Source organism: Streptomyces sp. a15 (genome assembly GCF_059026085.1).
In genome coordinates this window covers 199,365-202,080 of sequence record NZ_JBWLKM010000004.1, presented here as the reverse complement: position 1 = coordinate 202,080, position 2,716 = coordinate 199,365, and the positions used below count along the sequence as shown (strand labels likewise).

3 protein-coding genes are annotated in these 2,716 nt (G+C 71.8%); 1 reads left to right on the top strand and 2 read right to left on the bottom strand.

Annotation, left to right across the window (positions count from 1 at the left end; all coding sequences use genetic code 11):
• On the top strand, positions 1–435 hold a 435-nt coding region (locus AC5P09_RS06860; RefSeq protein ID WP_493872928.1), incomplete at its 5' end, for a tetratricopeptide repeat protein.
• Here the strand turns inward: AC5P09_RS06860 and AC5P09_RS06855 are convergent.
• A complete protein-coding gene (locus AC5P09_RS06855; RefSeq protein WP_493872927.1) occupies positions 393–1,145 on the bottom strand; it encodes a class I SAM-dependent methyltransferase in 753 nt (250 codons plus the stop codon). The genes AC5P09_RS06860 and AC5P09_RS06855 overlap by 43 nt on opposite strands.
• Before the next feature lie 73 nt (positions 1,146–1,218).
• Positions 1,219–2,397 carry a damage-control phosphatase ARMT1 family protein gene (locus tag AC5P09_RS06850; RefSeq protein ID WP_493872926.1) on the bottom strand — a complete coding sequence of 393 codons (1,179 nt, stop codon included), beginning with the start codon at positions 2,395–2,397 and terminating at the stop codon, positions 1,219–1,221.
• Positions 2,398–2,716: the final 319 nt, after the last annotated feature.

The window sequence follows — 2,716 nt, the reverse complement described above, 5'->3', positions numbered from 1 at the left end:
GTCTACGCGGCCCGGCGCGAGGTGCTCGGCGAACAGCACCTGCTCACCCTGTCCGTACGGCACGGCGCCGCGCACGTGCTGCATCTGCGCGGGCGCGTCGAGCAGGCGGAGGCGGAGTACCGGACGGTGCTGGCGGACTGCGTGGAGACGCTGGGGCCCCGGCATCCGGGGACGCTGGCGGTACGGCACAACCTGGCCGACCTGCTGTCCGCGAAGGGCGAACTGACCGCCGCGGAGGCCGAGTTCGGCGAGGTCCGGGAGGCGTGCGAGGAGGTGCTGGGGCTACGGCATCCGCGGACCCGGGCGGCCCAGGAGGCGCTGCGCGTGGTGGCCCGCATGCGTGCCGGTGCGCAGGGAATGACGGACGACGATCCGCCGGCCGTTCCCGGGGCTCACGCGCCCAGCGACCCCGACTCGGCCGCCGCCGGTTCGTAACCGGGGAAGCGGGCCGGGATCTGCCCGAGGTCCCACAGCGCGAGCGCCTTGTCGTCGTAGAAGTCGTCGGACTCGTCGTCGCCGATCACCCGCAGCGGCTCGGGCAGTCCGAAGGGGGCGAGCCGCAGGTTGATCGGCCGCCACCAGCCGGTGAGGATGTCCGTGTTGGCGGAGGTGCCGAAGAAGGTCGTGGTGAGCAGGTAGCGCGAGCCGCTCTCCCGGAAGCGGGTCAGGGCCTCGACCACGTGCTGGTAGGAGAAGTGCACGAGGGCGTCCCGGCACAGGATGAGGTCGACGCACGGCACGGGCTGGGCGGTGAAGTCGAGCAGCTGGAAGTCCCGGCCGGGCGAGCGGTGTCGGGCGCGGTTGCTCTCGACGAGTTCCGCGACGACGTCTCCGCCGAGGTAGTCGGCGCCGTGCAGGTCGACGTAGCGCATCCAGTTGAAGTCGCCGCACGGCGCGTCCAGTACCGAGCGGACACCCAACTCCAGGACCAGCTCGCTTATTTGGGCCATGACCCGTTTCATGCGCTGCAGTTCGGAGCCGGGTCCGGAGCGGGTCTCGTCGGAGCCCCAGCGGTTGGTGCGGTAGATGTCCGTGAACACGTCGTGCAGGTCGGACTCGTCACGCGCGTCCGTGACGTCGACATAGCGCCGCGCGTGCACGTCGTAGACGGGCTCCCCTGGATTTCTGAGGTACCGCGGGGTCAATGACGTCCTCTTTCGCTGCCCGTCGGCGGGACGTAGGGCAGCCCACCGGTACAACTCGGCAGCATAACGCTCTTCACGGCCTGACCTGGATCAGCGCATGGGTCCCGCCGGTACGCCAGCGCTGCCCCTCGGCGGCGACCAGCGCGGCCTCCGTGTCCGCGTCGAGGCCGGTGATCACGTCGGACTTCAGGGTGCGCAGGGCGGCGACCCGGCCGGGGAAGTGAGCGGTGACCTCGGCGAAGGGGGTCGTCGGGGGCCACCTTCGGTCTCCCACCAGACGGCGGTAGTTGAGGTCGCCCTTCACCACGGTCAGTGTCGCCCCGACGAGCTCGGTGCGGAGGTCGTCGGGCATGTCCGCGTACGGCAGCGGGGCGCAGGAGAAGGGGTGGGCGCGGACCGTGAGGCGGCCGTCGGCCATGGCGGCCCAGAGGCCGCGCCCGTACTCGGCGGCCCGGCCCGGCGCGTCCGTGAGGCGGCGCAGGGCGTCGACCACGTCGGCGGTCGTGGCGTCGGAGACGTAGTAGGGGTACGGCTTGACGTGCAGGACCGCCCGCTCGATACGGCCGTTGGCCAGGAGGTGGGCGATGAGCAGCAGGTCGGGGATCAGCTCGCGGCCGGCGTTGTCGGCGATCACGCACAGCGTGCCCCGGCCGGTGAGGAACGACCAGAGGGCGGCGCTGTCGTCGGCGACCAGCCCCGGGACGGCCGCCCGGTCCTCCGCCTCGGCGTCGGAGAGCCGGAAGCCGAGGTCAGCGCGGTTGCCCCACAGCGAGCCGTGCAGCAGGGCGGTGGCCTGTTCGTCCTCGGCCCGGTCGGCGAGGTCGTCGAGGGCCGCCAGTTCCTCGTCGGTCTCCCGGGAGTGGAGCTCGGCGAGCTTGAAGGGGCGGAAGGGGTCGATGCCCTGCCAGGCGCCGGAGCCGGAGCCGAAGTATCCGACGGCTTCGAGGAGCCGACGGTAGAAGTAGCTCTCGGACCACAGCCACGGCACGTCGAACCAGGAGCGGCCGGCGTACCCGTCGATGCCCCAGGTCTTCCACCGGTCAAGGTCGTGCGCGTCGGCGGGGAGCGGTTCGACGACACCCTCGGTACAACTCACGAGCAGCTCGTCGAGGCCACGGTGCTGCTCGGGACCGTACGGAAAGGCTTCGCGCACCTGCCGGATGATGGCGGGATGCCGCTCGGCGAGCACACTGCGCGGAAAGGCACCGGGTTCGTTGCCGAGGATCACGGGCGCGGGCGAGGTGTCGGGCATGTGGCTCACGGTATCGCGCAGGTCGGACGGGGCCGTGGTGGGCGGGAGCCGGGGGCGTGGTGGGCGCAAGCCGGGGAGCGTGGCGGGCACAAGCCCAGGACCCGGCGGCGGGCACAAGCCGAGAACCTGGCGGGCGCAAGCCCAAAACCCGGCGGCGGGCGAGCCGAAAGCCCGGCGGCGCAAGCCGAAAGCCTGGCAGACGCAAGCCCAAAACCCAGCGGCGGGCGAGCCGAAAGCCCGGCGGCGCAAGCCGAAAGCCTGGCAGGCGCAAACCCAAAACCCGGCGGCGGGCACAAGCCGAGAACCCAACGGCGCAAAC